The following is a 17,202-nucleotide window of genomic DNA, read 5'->3' as shown; positions in this document are numbered from 1 at the left end:
GCACCCCGACGCCGTCAGCTCCGCGATCTGCTGCAACGTCGCACCCACGTCCGACGTCCGCGTCGTCGTCATCGACTGCACCGACACCGGCGCATCCCCACCCACCGCCACCGACCCGACCTGGATCCGCCGGCTCCTGCGGCGGCCGGCGACGGGCCGGGGCGGCACCTCGGGAACGCCCAGGGAGACCGCGGTCACGGCGTCACTCGCGGTTTCCGGAGACGGTCTCGCGCAGGGCCCGCAGGGACTCCTTCAGGGAGCCCATGGTGGCCAGCACGGCGGTGGGCTCGTAGCCGCAGTGCGCCATGCAGTTGGCGCAGCGCGGGTCCTTGCCCCGGCCGTAGCGGTCCCAGTCGGTGTCCTCCACCAGCTCGCGGTACGTGGGGACGTACCCGTCGCTCATCAGGTAGCAGGGGCGCTGCCAGCCGAAGAGGGAGTAGTTGGGGATCGCCCAGGCGGTGCAGGGGAAGTCGACCCGGCCCTCCAGGAAGTCGAGGAAGAGCGGGGAGTGGTTGAGGCGCCAGCGCCGCCGGTTGCCGCCCGCGAAGGCCTTCCGGAACAGCTCGCGGGTCTGTTCCACGCCCAGGAAGTGCTCCTGGTCGGGGGCCTTCTCGTAGGCGTAGGCGGGCGAGATCATCATCTCGTCCACCCGGAGGTCGTCGTTGAGGAAGTTCAGGACCTCGACCACGGTCTGCGGGGTGTCCGTGTTGAAGAAGGTCGAGTTGGTGGTCACCCGGAAGCCGCGCCGCTTGGCCTCCTTGATGGCCTCCACGGCCTCGTCGAACACGCCCTCCTTCGCCACCGACTCGTCGTGCCGCTCGCGCAGGCCGTCGATGTGCACCGCGAAGGCGAAGTAGGGCGACGGCGTGAAGCTGTCCATCTTCTTGCGCAGCAGCATCGCGTTGGTGCAGAGGAAGACGTACTTCCGCCGGGCCACCAGCTGGCGCACGATCTCGTCGATCTGAGGGTGCATCAGGGGCTCGCCGCCCGCGATGGACACCATCGGCGCGCCGGACTCCAGCACCGCCCCCACGGCCTGTGCGACCGGCATGCGCTGCTTGAGCACGCCGGCCGGGTGCTGGATCTTGCCGCAACCCTCGCACTTCAGGTTGCACGCGAAGAGGGGTTCGAGCTCGACGATGAGCGGAAACTTGTCCCGTCGGCGCAGCTTCTGTTCAGCCAAGTATGTAGCGACCTTGATGGACTGGCGCAGCGGCATGGCCATCTGGCTCACCTCCTGGGGAGCAGCACATTACGGTGCCATTCGAAGAAAGTCGGCAGCGCGGAGCGAAGAACACGGAAAGCTGATATTCCACCGCGCACCGTGCCGATCCGGACGAGTTCATGTTCTGGAGCGTCCACGACCACCCGGACGGCCGCAACGGGGCGTGCGCCCGCGCGGACGGCGGCCAGGAGCGTGGCCGCCGACTCCATGTCGACCGCGACCGCGCCGGTCGCGGCGAGCGCGGCCCGCTCCGGTCCGCGGACGACGTGGCCGGAGCCGACCAGCGGCCCGGTGTGGACGGTGCGTGCGGGCAGGGTGCGGGCGAGTTCCTCGACGAGCAGGTCGGTGCCGGCGCACGGCACGGCGCCGCGCGGGTCCCGGGTCTCCTCGGCGACGACGAGGTCTCCGGGGTGCATGCCGGGGGCGAGGCCGGCGCAGAATCCCGTGGCGAGCACGGCGGCACCGGCCCGGGAGGGACCGGAGAGGGCCCCGGCGACGGAGCGTTCCGCCGCCGCGGGTCCCATGCCGGTGCGCAGGACGGTGACCGGCCCCGCGGCGTCCCGGGCGTCGCCCAGGCGCAGGGCCAGCCGTTCGATGCCGAGCGCGCAGGCGATCAGCAGCGGTGCCGTGCCGTCCCGGCCGGCCATCAGCCCCCCTCGGCCTCGGCGCGGCCCGCGGCCGCGAAGGGGTCGCCGTGGAGGTACCGGCCGAGCGCGGTGAGCGGGAAGACCTGCCGGTACAGGTGGTAGTTGATGGAGAAGTCCCAGGGGAAGCCGGTGCCGGTGAAGTACGGCTCGTCCCAGGAACCGTCCTCCCGCTGGGTGGCGGCGAGCCACTCGACGCCGCGCTCGACGGCCCGGGAGTCCCGCTCCCCCGCCGCCAGCAGGGCGAGCAGCGCCCACGCGGTCTGGGAGGGGGTGGAGGCTCCGCGGCCGCTCCACTCCTTGGCGTCCTGGTAGGAGCGCAGGTCCTCGCCCCAGCCGCCGTCGTCGTTCTGCACCGACTCCAGCCAGGCCACCGCCCGGCGCAGCGCCGGGTGGGAGCCGGGCAGGCCGGCGGCCGTGAGGGCAGGAACCACCGAGCCGGTCCCGTAGAGGTAGTTGACGCCCCAGCGTCCGAACCACGAGCCCTCCGGCTCCTGTTCGGCCAGCAGCCACTGGATGCCGCGGCGGGTGCGCGGGTCGTGGGCGAGGCCCTCGGCGGCGAGCATCTCGACGACGTGCGCGGTGACGTCCGCGGACGGCGGGTCGACGACCTCGCCGAAGTCGCAGAAGGGCAGCCGGTTGGGGAAGGGGCTGGTGTTGTCGGCGTCGAAGGCGCCCCAGGCGCCGTTGGCGGACTGCATGCCGAGGTTCCAGCGGACGCCCCGGGCCACGGCCTTGTCGACCCGCTCCGGGTCGTGGTGCCGGACGCGGCGCAGGGCGAGGACGACCTCGGCGGTGTCGTCGATGTCGGGGTAGTTGTCGTTGTGGAACTCGAACGCCCAGCCGCCGGGCGGGAGTCCGGGGCGCTTGACCGCCCAGTCGCCGGGGCGCACGATCTGCTCGCCGAGCATCCAGTCGGCCGCCTTGACCAGTTGGGGGTGGTCGGCGGGCAGTCCCGCGTCGGCGAGGGCGATGGTGGCCAGGCAGGTGTCCCAGACCGGTGACTGGCAGGCCTCGATCATCCGGGCGCCGTCCTCGCGGTGGACGGCGAAACGGTCCAGCGACTCCAGGCCGGCGCGCATCACGGGGTGGTTGAGGTCGTAGCCCAGCAGATGCAGGGCGATGACGGAGTAGACGGCCGGGGGCTGGATGCCGCCCCAGCAGCCGTCGTTCTCCTGCCGTTCGATGATCCAGCGGGCGGCGGTGTTCATCGCGGCCCGGCGCAGCCGCCGCGGGACGATCCGGCGCAGCACGTGCAGGGCCTGGTCCAGGCGCTGGAAGGCGCCGTCCCAGCTCGCCACGGGGGCTAAGGGCCTGGGCGGGTTGGGCAGGGCCGGATCGGTGTGCAGCTCGTCCAGGGCGAAGGGCGCGGGGCGCACCGGCCGCTTCGCGGAGACGATGGTGAGCGGGACGATGGTCTGCCGGGCCCAGCAGCCGAAGTCGTAGATGTTGAGGGGCAGCCAGCTCGGGAAGTAGATGAGTTCCGGCGGGAGTTCGGGCAGGTCCTCCCACTTCCACCAGCCGAACAGGGCCAGCCAGATCCGGGTGAAGACCCGGGAGGCCGCGATGCCGCCGCGGGCGCGGACCCAGGCCGCGGCCTTCGCCATGTGCGGGGCGTCGGGCGCGTCGCCGGCCAGGCGCAGGGCCACGTAGGCCTCGATGGTCGTGGACAGTTCGCCGGGGCCGCCGTAGAAGGTGGCCCAGGTGCCGTCCTCGCGCTGCTCGCCGCGGATGAAGAGCGCGGCGGCGCGGGTGGTCGCCTCGTCCTGGATGCCCAGGAACTGACGCAGCAGCAGGTCCTCGGCGTCCATCGTGACGTTGGTCTCGAGGTCGCCCTTCCACCAGCCCTCGGCGTCCTGCCGGGCGAGCAGATGGCCGGTGGCGCGCCGGACCGCGCGCTCGGCGGCCTGGACCGCCCCGGGCGCCTCGGGGGTGGTGAGTACGGTGTCGCTGGCCGCGGCAGCGCGGGGCGGCAGAGCGGCCCCGGTGCTTCCGTCGGTCGTCGCTGTCATGGCTTCCCCTTCGTGCAGTCGTGCGAGTCGTGCTGCGGTGGGTCCGCCGTCGGCCGGTGCCACCGTGCAGCACCGGTCGGCGACTACGCGCGGAGTGTTCGACCGATAGTGATCATCTCTTTCGTACGACGACGAAGTCGGCGAGCGCGGTGAACGCTGCCCGTACCTGCTCGGGCATGTCCACGGAGTCCAGGGCCCCGACGGCCACGGCGTGCTGGCGGCGGGCCTCCTCGGAGGTCCAGGCGCGGCCGCCGGCCTCCTCGATGAGGGCGGCGCGGGCGGCGAACTCCTCCTCCGAGAAGCTCTCGAAGTCGCTGCTCTTGGCGTCGGCGGCGAGCATCTCGGCGAGCCGCTCGGACGCGGGACCGCCCGCGGCGAGGGCGGCCACGACCGGCAGGGACTTCTTGCGCTGGCGCAGGTCGCTCCAGGTCTGCTTGCCGGTGGCCTCCGGGTCGCCCCAGATGCCGAGGAGGTCGTCGACCGCCTGGAAGGCCAGTCCGAGGTGGTAGCCGTACCGTTCCAGCGCGTCGGCGGTGGCGTCGTCCGCGCCGCCGAGCACCGCGCCGATGGAGCTGGCGCAGGCGAGCAGCGCGCCGGTCTTGTTGCCCTCCATCTCCAGGCACTCCTCGACGCTGACGCGGTCGCGGTGCTCGTAGGAGATGTCCTGGGCCTGGCCGTCGATCAGGGCGCGGGTGGCGGTGGTCAGGCGGCGGGTGGCGCGGCCGGCCTCCACGGTCCCCAGCTCCAGCAGGACCTCGCCCGCCAGCGCGAACAGGGCGTCGCCGACCAGGATGGCCTGGGCGGGACCGTGCACCTTCCAGACGGTGTCGCGGTGGCGGCGCTGCTCGTCGCCGTCCATGAGGTCGTCGTGCAGCAGGGAGAAGTTGTGCACCAGCTCCACGGCGACCGCGCCGGGCACGCCGGTCTCCGGGGCGGCCCCGGCGACCTCGGCGGAGAGCACCGCGAGGGCGGGACGCACGGCCTTGCCGCCGTCGCCGTGGGCGGGGCGGCCGTCGGCGTCGATCCAGCCGAAGTGGTAGGCGGCGACCGTGTCCATGGGAGGTGCCAGGCGGTCGACCGCCGCGCGCAGGACCGGCGTGGCCAGGGTCCGGCCGCGCTCCAGCAGCGCGGTCACGTCCACCTCGGTCCTTCGATCGGGCGTCGAGGCCGGGGGCACAGTGGGCACAGTCTCTCTCCTTGTTGCGGTACGGGGGATGCGGGGGCCTGCCGCGCGGCGCCGTTCGGGCGTCATGCCGCCTCCTCGCAGGCGAAGAGGTGGCTCGGGCGGGGCCGGCCGAGGGCGCGCAGGGCGGCGTCGGCCGCGCTCACGCCGCTGCGGACCGCACCCTCCATGGTCGCGGGCCACCCGGTGGCGGTCCACGCTCCGGCCAGGAAGAGGCCGGGTGCCTTGGTGCGGGCGCCGGGCCTGAGGCGGCCGACGCCGGGGGTGGGCGCGAACGTCGCCGTGCGCTCCCGGGTGACGAAGAAGTCGCGGACGCCGGCGTCGCGGGCCGCGGGCAGCAGCCTCCGCAGCTCGGGCAGGTAGCGCTCACGCAGAGCGGCGACGGGCGCGTCGATCTCGTCCTGCGCGGCCGACTGGGACAGCGCCAGGTACTGACCGCCGCTCAGGCCGGAGGCCTCGGTGCGGTCGAACACCCACTGCACGGGTGTGCCCAGCGCGGCGAAGAAGGGGCGGGCGAGGACCTTGCGGTCGTAGACGACGTGGACGTTGAGGATGGGCGCGGTGCCGATCCGCAGCAGCCGCTCGGGGGCGTCGAGGGCGTCCGGCGGCAGCAGGCCGAAGGTCTCGCGCTGCGGGACGGCGAGGACGACGGTGTCGGCGTGCAGCCGCTCGCCGGGAACCTGGACGCTCCAGGAGCCGCTCTCCTCATGGGAGAGGGCGGAGACGCGGGTCCGGGTCTCGACGCGCACGCCCGCGGAGCCGAGCGCCCGGCGGGCCAGCCGGTCGTGCAGGTCGCCCAGCGGGACACGCGCCCAGCCGATGTCGGCCGCGCCCGGCTCGGAGAGCAGTCCGGTCTTGAAGACCTTCGCGGCGAGCCCGAGCGAGGTGTCGCCGGCGACCGCGTTGAGGGTGGCGATGCCGACCAGGTCCCACAGGGCCTCCACGGCGCGCGCCGACTGGCCGTGCGCGGCGAGCCAGCTGCCGAAGTCCTGGGTGTCCAGCGCCGGGTCGGCGGGGTCCAGTCCCTTGAGGGCCAGCGCGGCGCGCCCGACGGCGGCGCGCTCGGCGAGGGAGAGGTGCGGGTAGGACGCGAGGCTGCGGCCGAGGTGCAGGGGGACGGGCAGCGGGTCGCGCCGCAGCCGTCCGAGCCGTCGTCCCTCGGGCCGGGTGGCGTCGAGGACGGGCACGTCGAGACGGTTCTGGAGCGGGGCCAGCGCGGCCGCGTCGATCCGGCCGAGGAACCAGCGGTAGGCGGTGCAGCAGCGCAGGTACACGTGCTGGCCGTTGTCGACGGTGAGGTCGCCGCGCCGGAAGGAGAAGGCGAGGCCGCCCAGCCGGGGGCGGCCCTCCAGGAGGGTGACGCGGACGCCGGCGTCGGCGAGGGCGAGGGCGGCGGTGATGCCCGCGAGGCCGCCGCCGACCACGACGGCGTGTCGGCCGGCCGGTCTCGGGGAGCCGTCCCGCTGGTCCCGGGGGCGCCTGCCGTCGGTCATCGTGCGTCCTCCCCCGTGCGCCCGGCGGGCCGGCGGGTCGCGCCCCGGCCGGCCGTCCTCGGCAGGGACGCCGGGCGGCGGCGGAGGGTTGCCCCCCGCTTGCCGGCGGCGGGGCCGGCGTGGAAGCGGTGGTCCATCAGGCCCGCCTCCTGACGGTCTGCCGGCTCACGTGCCGGGTGTCCAGCCCGGACAGCCCCCGCACGGCGACGTAGGCCTTCTCGCGTCCGGGGAGCGAGACCCGGCCGCGCAGCACGGCGTCGGGCTCGCGCTCGATCCGGTCGAGCAGGCGGCGGTAGATGCCGGCCATCGCGGCGACGCAGGCCCCGCTGCGCCGGTCGAGCATGGGCAGGAGCCGGTAGCCCTCGGCGAAGAGGGCGCGGGCCCGGCGGACCTCGAAGTGGACCAGGCCCGCGAAGTCGGCGCCCGCCGGCAGGTTCGGTCCTTGGAATCCTGTCGTGCAGCCGAACTTGGCGAGGTCGTCGGCGGGCAGGTACGTCCGGCCGCCCCCGGCGTCCTCGCGGACGTCCCGCAGGATGTTCGTCAGCTGGAGGGCGAGGCCGAGCGTGTCGGCGTATTCGGGGGCGCGTTCGGCGCCGCGCGCGCCGGGTTCGATGCCGAACACACCGAGGGAGAGCCGGCCGATGGCCCCGGCGACGCACCGGCAGTAGACCTTCAGGTCGTCCCAGGTCTCGTACGTCTTGCCGTGCACGTCCATGAGCACGCCGTCGATCAGCTCGTCCAGGCCGCCGAGCGGGATCGGGAAGGCACGGGCCGCGTGGGCGAGCGCCACCGCCACGGGGTCGGTGTCGTCGTCCGCGACCGCGCCGTCGCGGATCCGGGCGAGCAGGGCGCGGGTGTCCTCCAGCCGGGCGGTCTTGACGTCGTCCGCGAGGGTCCCGTCGCCGATGTCGTCGACACGCCGGGAGAACGCGTACAGCGCCGACATGGCGCGCCGCTTCGGCGTGGGCAGCAGCCGGATGCCGTACGCGAAGTTGCGGGCCTGCCGGCCGGTGACGGCCTCGCAGTAGCTGTAGGCGGCGAGTACCGGTGCGGACACGAGGGGCGGGGATTCCACGGCCCGGATCACCTCTCTCCTCGCAGGGTCACGCCCACCTCGCGCAGCAATCGGACGGTGCCGGGCGCGGGCGGGCCGGGAAGGACGTCGTACTCGGCGGCGGCGATCGCACGGATCGCCGCCCTCCCCCCCGCCACGAACCCCGCGAGCAGCAGCCGCAGCCTGCCGTGGACGCTCCCCACCAGGGGGGCGCCCTCATCCAGCAGGCGGCGGGCGCGTTCCGCCTCGAAGGCGACCAGGGCGCGCACCGACGCGCCCGCGGAGGGGGCGGCGAGGTCGGCCTCCTGGACGTGAAAGTGTTTCAGGTCGGCGGCGGGCAGGTAGACGCGGTCGCGGGCGAGGTCCTCCGCGACGTCCTGGAGGTGCTCGACGATCTGCAGGGCGCTGCAGACGGCGTCGGAGCGGCGGATGCGCTCGGGGGTCGAGGTGCCGGTGACGGCGAGGACGAGGCGGCCCACGGGGTTGGCGGACAGGGCGCAGTAGGCGAGGAGGTCCTCGTAGGTCTCGTACCGGCCGACGAGCTGGTCCTGGCGGTTGGCGGCGATCAGGTCGAGGAACGGCCCCGGGGTCAGCGCGTGACGGCGGACGGTGGGCTGCAGGCGGCGCAGCAGCGGGTGGCGGGGCGTGCCGTCGAAGACCCGGCGCAGGTCGGCCTCGAACGCGTCGAGGAGAGAGAGCCGGTCCTCCGCCGCGGTGGCCGACACGCCGAGCAGGCGGGCGTCGGCGCCGCCGGGGGCGAGGTCGCCGTCGCCGATGTCGTCGACCAGTCGGGCGAAGCCGTAGACGGCCATGAGGTCGGCGCGCCACGGCCGGGGCAGGAAGAAGGGGGCCACGGGGAAGTTCTCGCCCGCGGCCTTGTCCAGCGTGGCACGCTCGAGGTCGCGCGCCGCATCGGTTCCCGTCACCACCGTGCGCTTCCCTGGGCGGGGACGGCACGTGCTGCGTCGAGCTGGGGAGTTTCCGTAGCCATCGCCGTCACATCTCCCGTTCTACACTGCCGACCCAATGCACACTATTTCGGACACGCCGCCCGGCCCTCCGTCGAACGGCTCCGGGAGGGTGTCGGGCCATATCGCCCCACTTGCCGCTTTCGGGGACCGGTACAGCTTACGTTGTACAACGCAGGGAGTTCCGCCGGGGTGTCCCGCGCATCACAACAACACACCGATTGGTGTCAAAATTCCGCCACCGGACCGGAGTTGACACTTCCTTTGCAGACGCGGGGTGCGGCCGGCCGCCTCCACCGGCGTCCGGCGCTACTTGCCGGTGAACTTCTCGTACTCCTTGAGCACCTCTTCGGTGGGGCCGTCCATGCGCAGCTCGCCGCGTTCCAGCCACAGCACCCGGTCGCAGGTGTCGCGGATCGAGGTGTTGTTGTGGCTGACCAGGAAGACGGTGCCGGCCTCCTCGCGCAGCTCCCGGATGCGTTCCTCGGAGCGCTGCTGGAACCTGCGGTCGCCGGTGGCCAGTGCCTCGTCGATCATGAGGACGTCGTGGTCCTTGGCCGCGGCGATGGAGAACCGCAGCCGGGCCGCCATGCCGGAGGAGTACGTCCGCATCGGCAGCGTGATGAAGTCGCCCTTCTCGTTGATGCCGGAGAAGTCGACGATCTCCTGGTAGCGCGCCTTGATCTGCTCGCGCGACATACCCATGGCCAGGCCGCCGAGGATGACGTTGCGCTCGCCCGTCAGGTCGTTCATCAGGGCCGCGTTCACGCCGAGCAGCGAGGGCTGGCCGTCGGTGTAGACCCTGCCCTTCTCCGCGGGCAGCAGACCGGCGATGGCACGCAGCAGGGTGGACTTCCCGGAGCCGTTGGAGCCGATCAGGCCGATTGCCTCGCCGCGGTAGGCCACGAAGGACACGCCCTTGACGGCGTGCACGGTACGCACGCCGCGCTGCTCGCCGCGCCGGAGGATCCGGCTGAGCGCCGCGGTGGCGCTGCCCTTGCCGGTCTTCGCGCCGTTGACGCGGTAGACGATGTGCAGCTCGTCGGCGATGACGGTGGGGATCCGCTGCTCCGGGACCTCCGCGGCGTCCTGTTCCTGGGGCTGGTCAGCCACGGCCGTACCTCTCCTCCGCCTTCCAGAAGAACACGAACCCGCCGCCGAAGAACGCCACGGCCCAGAACAGGGCGACCGCCCAGACGTGCGGCGGCAGGTGGGAGGCACCGTAGCCGTCGACCAGCGCGAACCGTACGAGGTCCATGTACACCGCGGCCGGATTGACCTGCATGAGCCGGATGAACCACTCCGGCCGGCCGGCCAGGATGCCGTTGATGGAGAACATCACGCCGGACGCGTACATCCAGGTCCGCAGCACGAACGGCATCAGCTGGGCGAGGTCCGGGGTCCTCGCGCCGAGCCGGGCCATGATCAGCGCGAGGCCGGTGTTGAAGAGGAACTGCAGCGCGAGCACCGGGACGACGAGCAGCCAGGACGGGCCCGGGTAGCTGCCGAACCCGATCACCACGGCGAACACCACGATCATCGAGAACAGCAGCTGCTGGAGCTGCTGGAGGGCGAAGGACACGGGCAGGGCGGCGCGCGGGAAGTGCAGCGCGCGCACCAGGCCCAGGTTGCCGGAGATCGCCCGCACGCCCGCCATCACCGAGCTCTGCGTGAAGGTGAACACGAACACGCCGATGACCAGGAAGGGGATGTAGGTGTCGGTGGTCATGCCCCGGCTGGCCCTCAGGATCACGCCGAAGATGAAGTAGTACACGGCCGCGTTCAGCAGCGGGGTGGCCACCTGCCAGAGCTGGCCGAGCCGGGCCTGGCTGTACTGGGCGGTCAGCTTCGCCTGGGAGAAGGCGAGGACGAAGTGGCGGCGGCCCCACAGGCCGCGCACGTACGCGCCGAGCCGGGGGCGGGCGCCGCTGACGGCCAGGCCGTGCCGGGCGGCGAGCTCCGCCGCCGTGAGGCCTTCGTCGGACGGTTGTGCGGCGCCGAGGGCGACGCCGCCGTCGGGCGTTGTCTCACTCACGGTGGGTGCCTTCGTCTTCGGGTCCGGGCGGCCGCCACCGGGGCGGCACGGGCCGGCCGACGGCCCGGGCGCGCGAGGGCGTGCGGGTCAGACGACCGGCGGGCGGCCCAGGCGGGTCAGCCGCCACACGGTGCGCCACTTCATGGGCCGGCGCGGTCCGCAGGGTGTGCTCCAGCCTTCCCGGAAACCGCCGAACCATGCCCGCAGCGCCGGACGCGAGGGGCGGCGCAGGAGGGTCAGCAGCATCCAGACCCCGAGGTAGACGGGGACGAGGGGCGCCGGGAGGTTGCGCCGCGCGAGCCAGACGCGGTTGCGGGCGACCATGCGGTGGTACACCGCGTGCCGCGAGGGAGCGGTGGCCGGGTGGTACAGCACCATGTCGGACCGGTAGTCGATCATCCAGCCCGCGTCGAGGGCCCGCCATGCCAGATCGGTTTCCTCGTGGGCGTAGAAGAACGCGTCCGGCAGCCCGCCGACTTCCGCGAAGACCTGCGTGCGGACGGCGTTGGCGCCGCCGAGGAAGGTGGTGACCCGGGAGGAGCGCATCGGGTCGGAGGCGCGCAGCCGCGGCACGTGGCGGCGCTGGGTGTCCCCGGTCTCCGGGTCGGCGATGCGGAAGCTGATGATGCCGAGCGCCGGGTCGGCGGTGAAGGCCTGGCGGCACAGCTCCGCGGTGTCGTGCCCGGCGAGGAGTCCGTCGTCGTCGAGGAAGAGCAGGACGTCGACGTCCCGGCCGCTCGGGCCGAAGGCCTCGATGCCCACGTTGCGGCCCCCGGGGATGCCCAGGTTCTCGGGCAGCTCGACGGTCCGCACCCCCTCGGGGACGTCCGGGACCGGCGAGCCGTTGCCGACGACGACCACCTCGACCCGGTCGCCCTCCTGCTGGGCGACCGAGTCGAGCAGCGCGCGCAGCTCGTCGGGCCGGTTGCCCATGGTGATGACGACCGCGCCGACCTTGAGGGGGTGGGACACGGTGCTCACCGCAGTCTGCTCGAGGCCAGGACGGACACCAGGTGCAGCAGGGTCTGCAGCAGGGCGATCCCCGCGAGGACGGCGGTGCCGAGGCGGGTGAAGAACAGGCCGCCGTGGATCTGGTCCGCGATCGCGAGGACGAGGATCAGCAGGGTCGCCTCGATGCCGAGGATCAGCCGGTGGAACTTGAGCGCCGCGGCGGCCCGGCGGGCCAGCGCCATGCCGGAGGAGCGCGGCTCGGCGGCCGCCTCCTGTACCGGCGCCAGGCCGGCCTGGTGGCGGGCCACGCCCACCAGATCGGTCTCGGCCTTGATCAGGATCGCGCCGAGAGCGGCCAGGGTCCCGAGGAAGGCCCACAGCCAGTCGATGCGGCCGCCGCCCCACAGGTCGGCGGCGCGCAGGCCGAGGCCCACGAGCACCGCGGCGTCCGTGAGATAGGCGCCGACCCGGTCCAGGTAGACCCCGGCCAGAGAGTACTGCTTGCGCCAGCGCGCGATCTCGCCGTCCACGCAGTCCAGCAGCAGGTAGAGCTGGACCATCACGACGCCGAGCACGGCGCCCCAGATGCCCGGCACCAGCAGGGCCGGGGCCGCGAGGACGCCGCAGAGGGTCATCAGGTACGTGAGCTGGTTGGGCGTGACCCTGGTGTTCACCAGGTAGCGGTCGACGCGCAGGGACACCTCGCGCATGTAGAGGCGTCCACCCCAGTGCTCACCGCTGCGCCGGTCCTTCACCCCCGCGGGGTGGACGACCGGGCGGAGTTCAGCTACCGATGGCCTTGACATAGTCGGCGTAGGTGTCCTTGATCTGGTCGGTCGTGAGGTCGAGGTGTTCGAGGATCGTGTAGCGGCCGGGCCGGGTCTCCGGGGCGAACTCCACGGCCCGGACGAATTCGTCCGCCGTGAAGCCGATGTCCTCCGCCCGCACGGGCAGCCCGTGCCGGCGCAGCACCCCGGCCATGTACACCGACTGCTCGTGGGCCCCGCGCAGGTGCATCGCGAAGGCCGCGCCCAGTCCGCACTGCTCGCCGTGGCTCGCGGCCCGCTGCGGGAACAGCAGGTCGAGGGCGTGGTTGATCTCGTGGCAGGCGCCGGAGGACGGCCGGGAGTCGCCGGAGACCGACATCGCGATCCCGCTGAGGACCAGCGCCTCGGCGAGGACCTGGAGGAAGTCGTTGTCCCCGATGCCGCCCGGGTGCCGCAGCACCGCCTCGCCGGCCTGGCGGGCCATGGCGGCGGCGAGGCCGTCGATCTTCTCGCCGTTGACGCCGTGGGACAGCTCCCAGTCGGCGATGGCGGAGATGTTGGAGACGGCGTCCCCGATGCCGGAGCGCACGAAGCGGACCGGGGCCTCGCGGATGACGTCGAGGTCGATGACGACGGCGATCGGGTTGGGCACGCCGTAGGAGCCGCGGCCCGCGTCGTTGTCGAGGGTGGCGACCGGGGAGCACAGGCCGTCGTGCGCGAGGTTCGTGGGCACGGCGACCAGCGGCAGTCCGACGCGCGCCGCGGCGAACTTGGCGCAGTCGATGATCTTGCCGCCGCCCAGGCCCACGACCGCGTCGAAGTGGCCGGACTTCATCTCGTCGGCCAGCCGGATCGCGTCGTCGAGGGTGCCGCCGCCGACCTCGTACCAGGTGGCGCCGGGCAGGTTCGGGGCGATCCGGTCGCGCAGCCGGGCGCCGGAGCCGGCGCTGACGGCGACGGCGAGCCGGCCGGAGTGCGAGATGCGCTCGTCGGCGAGCACGCAGGCCAGGTCGTCGAGGGCACCCGGGCGGATGTCGACGACGACCGGCGACGGAATGAGCCGGGTCAGTACTGGCACGCGATCTCCCGTCCCTTGGCGAGGTCGTCGTGGTTGTCGATCTCGACCCAGCTGACCTCGCCGATCGGCGCCACGTCGATACGGAAGCCGCGGTTCACGAGCTCCTGGTAGCCGTGCTCGTAGAACTGCTGCGGGTCGGTCTCCCACACGGCCCGCAGCGCGTCGGCCAGCTCGGGGGCGGCCTCGCCCTCGATGAGGGTGACGCCGATGTACTCGCCGGTGGCCTCGGCGGGGTCCATCAGCTTCGTGATCTTCTCGACGCCCGTCCCGGGGTCGACGACGACCTTCATCTCCTCGTCGGCGAGCGGCTTGACGGTGTCCACGGCGAGGATGATCCGGCGGCCCTCGCCGCGGGCGGCCAGGAGGGTCTTCTCGACGGAGACCGGGTGGACGGTGTCGCCGTTGGCGAGGATCACGCCGTCCTTGAGGGCGTCACGGCCGCACCACAGGGAGTAGGCGTTGTTCCACTCCTCGGCCTTGTCGTTGTCGATCAGGGTGAGCTTGAGGCCGTACTTCTGCTCGAGGGCGGCCTTGCGCTCGTAGACGGCCTCCTTGCGGTAGCCGACGATGATCGCGACCTCGGTGAGGCCGATCTCGGCGAAGTTCCCGAGCGTGAGGTCGAGGACCGTGATCCCGTCCTCCATGCCCGCGGGCCCCACCGGCACCAGCGCCTTGGGCAGGGTGTCGGTGTAGGGGCGCAGACGCCGTCCGGCGCCGGCCGCCAGCACGAGGCCGATCATGCGGGTTCTCCTTCGTCGTGTACGGCGGGTGCCCCGGAGGACACCCAGAAGCGGATGCTCTCGGCGAGCACCAGCAGGGCGACGGCCACGGCGAGGGCCGTGAGCGCGACCGCGAACTGCGAGGCGGTGAGCAGCGCGGCGAGGACGGTGACGAGCAGCGTCCGCCCTTCGTGCCCCCCGGCGGCGCGCACCAGCCAGGCCGGCGGCGCTCCGGCGTCACCGCGGATGCGGTACACCGTGTCGTAGTGATGGTAGGCGACGGCGGCCACCAGGCCGAAAGCCGCAGGGAGGGCTCCGTGTGCGCCGGCCCGGGCGGCCAGGGCGAGCACGGTGCCGTACTCGGCGGCCCGGAAGAACGGCGGCACGAGCCAGTCGAGGGCGCCCTTGAGCGGCCGGGCGACGGCGACGGCCGAGGTCAGGACGTAGACGGCGGCCGCGAGGACCGGCCAGAGGCCGCCGAAGCCGGTGAGTGCGGCGGTGGCGGTGACCGCGAGGCCGCCGGCCAGCGCGAGGACCGGGGTCGCGATGCCGGGCAGCCTGCGGGCCACGCCGCGCGCCGGGCCGCCGAGGGCCTGGGCGAGGGGGCCGCTGTCGGCGAGGTCGGCGAGCGCCTGCGCCGCGCGGTCGGTGCGGTGGGCGGTGCGGGTCACCGAGCGCAGCACGCGGCCGGCGGTGGTGTACGCCGCCGCGACGGCGCATCCGGCGAGCAGCACGTAGAAGGTGATGCGGGGCGTGGTCGCCGCCGTGAGGACGGCGATGAGGGCCCAGCGCTCGCCGATCGGCAGGACGATCATCCGGCGGAGCCAGACGGTCCAGCCGACGCTGTCGAGCCGGTCGGACAGGGCGGCGGTGGGGCTGGTGTTGGCGGTGGCGTCGTGGTTGGCCTCGTTGAAGGAGAAGTCGACCACGTGCCGGCAGGTCTGCAGGACCATCGCGCCGAGGGCGAGCGCCCAGACGTCGTCGCCGCCGCGGGCCGCGCCGAGGGCGAGGCCGGCGTAGTAGGCGTACTCCTTGGCCCGGTCGAAGGTGGCGTCCAGCCAGGCGCCGAGGGTGGAGTACTGCAGCGAGTAGCGGGCCAGCTGGCCGTCGGTGCAGTCCAGCACGAAGGAGGCGATGAGCAGCACGCCGGCCGCGACGAACCCGCCGCGGGTCCCGGTGGCCGCGCAGCCGGCCGCTATCAGGGCGGTGAGCAGGGAGGCGGTGGTGACCTGGTTGGGGGTGAGGCCCCGGCGGGCGCACCAGCGGGCGACATAACGGGAGTACGGGCTGATGCAGAAGGTGGTGAAGAAGCCGTCGCGGGACTTCACCGCCGACTTCAGGCGCACCGCCTCGTCGTCGACGGCGGCGACGGCCTGGCGAGCCTCGTTGCGGCCCTGCGGGTCGGTGGGCACGGCGGCGACCAGGCTGCCGAGCTCGGGGCGGTGCACGGCCAGGCCGTCGGCGTCCAGCGAGCCGGCGATGCGGTCGGCGAGGCTGTCGGCGGTGGGGCCGTTGCCGCCGCCCGCGGAGTTCTCGCGGGCCATCGCGCGGGTCAGGGCCTGGCGGCCGGCCGGGCGCACCGTGACGGCGCCGGGGACGGCGGCGAGGTCGAAGCGGGGGTCGGTCAGGCCCAGGCGCAGGGCGTGGAGGTGGCCGACGAACCGCGCGTCCACGACGGCGACCCGCTCGTCCACGGGTGCCTGGGCGAGGAGGGTCTCCGCCTCGGTGGTGTCGGAGGCCACCCGCACGTCGAAGCCGAGGGACCGCAGATCGCCCTCGATCGACGATCCGGGGACCGGCTGACCGGTGAGGATGGCGGTCGACAACCGAACTCACTCCCTGGGTGCCGACGCACCCGCGCCGGTCGTGTACATGGTGATGGCGCCGCTCGCCCGTGACACCCGGCGGCATGTCGGCAGAGGCTATCGGATGCGGGGAAGACCGCGTTCACCGCCCGTTCAGCGGGCGATCAGCGTGGTCTGCTGCGGCCTTCGCCGCGATCATCATGGGTGATCCGGGTGCCGGGCGACAAACTCCGCCGCAGAACGGGCATTCACGGCACGGCGTACGGCACCCGGCACAGGGTGGGCCGCCATGGCGTGGCTGATCACCGGCGGAGCCGGCTACATCGGGGCCCATGTGACCAGGGTCATGAACGGGGCCGGGGAGCAGGTCGTCGCCCTGGACGACCTGTCGGCCGGGCACGCCGGCCGGCTGCCGCAGGGGGTGCCGCTCGTGCACGGGTCGTACCTCGACGGCGCGCTGCTCGGGCGGGTCTGCGCCGAGCACGGGGTGACCGGCGTGGTGCACCTGGCGGCCCGCAAGCAGGTCGCCGAGTCGGTGGCGCAGCCGGAGCGGTACTACCGGGAGAACGTGGGCGGACTGGTCACGCTGCTGGAGGCGGTCGCGGAGGCCGGCGTCGGGCGGATGCTGTTCTCGTCGTCCGCGGCGGTCTACGGCAACCCCGACGTGGACCTGATCACCGAGGACACCCCGTGCGTCCCGGTCAATCCGTATGGCGAGACGAAGCTGGCCGGCGAGTGGCTGGTGCGGGCCGCGGGCCGGGCGCACGGCATCGCCACCGCCTGCCTGCGCTACTTCAACGCGGCCGGCGCGGCCGCCCCGGAACTGGCCGACACCGGCGTCTCCACCATCGTCCCCATGGTGTTCGACCGCCTCACCCGGGACGAGGCGCCGCGCGTCTTCGGCGACGACCACCCGACCCCCGACGGCACCTGCGTCCGGGACTACCTCCACGTGGCCGACCTCGCGGACGCCCACCTCGCCGCGGCCCGGCGCCTGCCCCGTCCGGACGCGTCCGGGGACCTGACCCTCAACATCGGCCGGGGCGAGGGCGTGTCGGTGCGGGAGCTGCTCGCCGCCATCGGCGAGGCCACCGGCGACCGGCGGCCGCCCGTCGTCGAGGCGCGGCGCCCGGGGGACGCGCCCCGGGCCGTCGCCTCCGCCGGACGCGCCGCGGCCGAGCTCGGCCGGCGGGCCCGGCGCGGGGTCCCGGAGATGGTCTCCTCGGCCTGGCGCGGGTGGCAGGCGCACCACGGCTCGTGATTCCCGG

The 17,202-nt window shown here is 73.5% G+C and carries 15 protein-coding genes and 2 pseudogenes; 1 reads left to right on the top strand and 16 read right to left on the bottom strand.

Annotated elements, in window-relative coordinates; genetic code table 11:
- The 16 genes and pseudogenes from P3H78_RS29945 to P3H78_RS29875 all read right to left on the bottom strand — a co-directional run.
- Positions 1-198: flavodoxin-dependent (E)-4-hydroxy-3-methylbut-2-enyl-diphosphate synthase (locus P3H78_RS29945; protein ID WP_276112316.1), on the bottom strand; the 198-nt coding region annotated here is incomplete at its 3' end.
- Positions 199-202: 4 nt separating this feature from the next.
- Positions 203-1,225, bottom strand: coding sequence for an adenosyl-hopene transferase HpnH (hpnH, locus tag P3H78_RS29940; protein ID WP_276112315.1), 1,023 nt, complete (start codon positions 1,223-1,225; stop codon positions 203-205).
- 5 nt (positions 1,226-1,230) lie between these two features.
- Positions 1,231-1,872, bottom strand: a complete 642-nt coding sequence (locus tag P3H78_RS29935; protein WP_276112314.1) for a phosphorylase family protein — start codon at positions 1,870-1,872, stop codon at positions 1,231-1,233.
- The gene (gene shc / locus P3H78_RS29930; RefSeq protein WP_276112313.1) at positions 1,872-3,881 is read right to left on the bottom strand and encodes a squalene--hopene cyclase; all 2,010 of its coding nucleotides are present in this window, start codon (positions 3,879-3,881) and stop codon (positions 1,872-1,874) included. The genes P3H78_RS29935 and shc overlap by 1 nt, the downstream gene beginning before the upstream one ends.
- A gap of 112 nt (positions 3,882-3,993) precedes the next feature.
- On the bottom strand, positions 3,994-5,133 hold the full coding sequence (locus P3H78_RS29925; protein WP_276112312.1) for a polyprenyl synthetase family protein: 1,140 nt from the start codon (positions 5,131-5,133) through the stop codon (positions 3,994-3,996).
- Positions 5,134-5,198: 65 nt separating this feature from the next.
- Positions 5,199-6,623, bottom strand: a pseudogene (gene hpnE / locus P3H78_RS29920) (hydroxysqualene dehydroxylase HpnE); the annotation flags it as partial.
- Positions 6,617-6,694 (bottom strand): annotated as a pseudogene (locus P3H78_RS33450) (hypothetical protein); the annotation flags it as partial. The pseudogenes hpnE and P3H78_RS33450, both read right to left, overlap by 7 nt.
- Positions 6,694-7,644, bottom strand: a complete 951-nt coding sequence (gene hpnD, locus P3H78_RS29915; protein ID WP_276112311.1) for a presqualene diphosphate synthase HpnD — start codon at positions 7,642-7,644, stop codon at positions 6,694-6,696. The gene hpnD and the pseudogene P3H78_RS33450, both read right to left, overlap by 1 nt.
- Positions 7,641-8,537 carry a squalene synthase HpnC gene (gene hpnC / locus P3H78_RS29910; protein ID WP_276112310.1) on the bottom strand — a complete coding sequence of 299 codons (897 nt, stop codon included), beginning with the start codon at positions 8,535-8,537 and terminating at the stop codon, positions 7,641-7,643. Before hpnC ends, hpnD begins: the two co-directional genes overlap by 4 nt.
- Positions 8,538-8,888: 351 nt before the next feature.
- On the bottom strand, positions 8,889-9,692 hold the full coding sequence (locus P3H78_RS29905) for an ABC transporter ATP-binding protein (RefSeq protein WP_276112309.1): 804 nt from the start codon (positions 9,690-9,692) through the stop codon (positions 8,889-8,891).
- Positions 9,685-10,614: an ABC transporter permease gene (locus tag P3H78_RS29900; protein ID WP_276112308.1), complete on the bottom strand. Its 930-nt coding sequence runs from the start codon at positions 10,612-10,614 to the stop codon at positions 9,685-9,687. Before P3H78_RS29900 ends, P3H78_RS29905 begins: the two co-directional genes overlap by 8 nt.
- A gap of 87 nt (positions 10,615-10,701) precedes the next feature.
- On the bottom strand, positions 10,702-11,586 hold the full coding sequence (locus P3H78_RS29895) for a glycosyltransferase family 2 protein (RefSeq protein ID WP_276112318.1): 885 nt from the start codon (positions 11,584-11,586) through the stop codon (positions 10,702-10,704).
- 5 nt (positions 11,587-11,591) lie between these two features.
- The gene (locus P3H78_RS29890; RefSeq protein ID WP_276112307.1) at positions 11,592-12,371 is read right to left on the bottom strand and encodes a CDP-alcohol phosphatidyltransferase family protein; all 780 of its coding nucleotides are present in this window, start codon (positions 12,369-12,371) and stop codon (positions 11,592-11,594) included.
- Positions 12,349-13,410: an iron-containing alcohol dehydrogenase family protein gene (locus P3H78_RS29885; RefSeq protein WP_276112306.1), complete on the bottom strand. Its 1,062-nt coding sequence runs from the start codon at positions 13,408-13,410 to the stop codon at positions 12,349-12,351. The genes P3H78_RS29890 and P3H78_RS29885 overlap by 23 nt, the downstream gene beginning before the upstream one ends.
- Positions 13,398-14,150 carry a phosphocholine cytidylyltransferase family protein gene (locus tag P3H78_RS29880; protein ID WP_276112305.1) on the bottom strand — a complete coding sequence of 251 codons (753 nt, stop codon included), beginning with the start codon at positions 14,148-14,150 and terminating at the stop codon, positions 13,398-13,400. Before P3H78_RS29880 ends, P3H78_RS29885 begins: the two co-directional genes overlap by 13 nt.
- The gene (locus tag P3H78_RS29875) at positions 14,147-15,955 is read right to left on the bottom strand and encodes a DUF5941 domain-containing protein (RefSeq protein ID WP_276112304.1); all 1,809 of its coding nucleotides are present in this window, start codon (positions 15,953-15,955) and stop codon (positions 14,147-14,149) included. Before P3H78_RS29875 ends, P3H78_RS29880 begins: the two co-directional genes overlap by 4 nt.
- A gap of 268 nt (positions 15,956-16,223) precedes the next feature.
- Between P3H78_RS29875 and galE the strand changes: the two genes are divergently transcribed.
- Complete coding sequence (gene galE / locus P3H78_RS29870) at positions 16,224-17,195, top strand: UDP-glucose 4-epimerase GalE (RefSeq protein ID WP_276112303.1); 972 nt, start codon at positions 16,224-16,226, stop codon at positions 17,193-17,195.
- Positions 17,196-17,202: the final 7 nt, after the last annotated feature.

It is taken from the genome of Streptomyces tropicalis (assembly GCF_029269835.1).
GTDB classification, from domain to species: Bacteria; Actinomycetota; Actinomycetes; order Streptomycetales; family Streptomycetaceae; genus Streptomyces; species Streptomyces tropicalis.
The sequence above is the reverse complement of the archived record's forward strand: the minus strand, read 5'-3'. Positions and strand labels throughout refer to the sequence as shown.

Bases quoted from the DNA above. Each gene is read 5' to 3' on its own strand.
- hpnH (WP_276112315.1), bottom strand. From the start codon at position 1,225: ATGGCCATGCCGCTGCGCCAGTCCATCAAGGTCGCTACATACTTGGCT.
- P3H78_RS29935 (WP_276112314.1), bottom strand. From the start codon at position 1,872: ATGGCCGGCCGGGACGGCACGGCACCGCTGCTGATCGCCTGCGCGCTC.
- shc (WP_276112313.1), bottom strand. From the start codon at position 3,881: ATGACAGCGACGACCGACGGAAGCACCGGGGCCGCTCTGCCGCCCCGC.
- P3H78_RS29925 (WP_276112312.1), bottom strand. From the start codon at position 5,133: ATGACGCCCGAACGGCGCCGCGCGGCAGGCCCCCGCATCCCCCGTACC.
- P3H78_RS29890 (WP_276112307.1), bottom strand. From the start codon at position 12,371: ATGTCAAGGCCATCGGTAGCTGAACTCCGCCCGGTCGTCCACCCCGCG.
- P3H78_RS29880 (WP_276112305.1), bottom strand. From the start codon at position 14,150: ATGATCGGCCTCGTGCTGGCGGCCGGCGCCGGACGGCGTCTGCGCCCC.
- galE (WP_276112303.1), top strand. From the start codon at position 16,224: ATGGCGTGGCTGATCACCGGCGGAGCCGGCTACATCGGGGCCCATGTG.